The 254-nt window shown below is 69.3% G+C and carries 1 pseudogene; it reads left to right on the top strand.

Annotated features, from left to right (window positions below):
* Positions 1–16: 16 nt before the first annotated feature.
* Positions 17–254, top strand: a pseudogene (locus GT030_RS16970) (hypothetical protein); the annotation flags it as partial.

Below are 254 nucleotides of genomic sequence, written 5' to 3'. Positions count from 1 at the left end.
GACAGGAGATCGTGAGATGAAGCTTCGTTCGACGGTGGTCACCGCTGCTGTGTCGGCTGCCGCGGCTCTGGCCGCGACCGGCATCACCTACGCCTCGGCCGCTTCCGCTTCGGCGCCCCAGGAGGCCCCGGCCGCCGTCGCCGCCGCAATCGGCGGCGGCAACGGGAACGGGAACGGCAACGGGAACGGCAACGGCAACGGCAACGGCAACAGCAAGGGCAACGAGGGCAACAACAGCAAGGGCAACGAGGGCA

It is taken from the genome of Streptomyces sp. SID1328 (assembly GCF_009865595.1).
Lineage (GTDB): Bacteria > Actinomycetota > Actinomycetes > Streptomycetales > Streptomycetaceae > Streptomyces > Streptomyces griseoluteus.
This window is presented reverse-complemented; position numbering and strand designations above follow the sequence as displayed.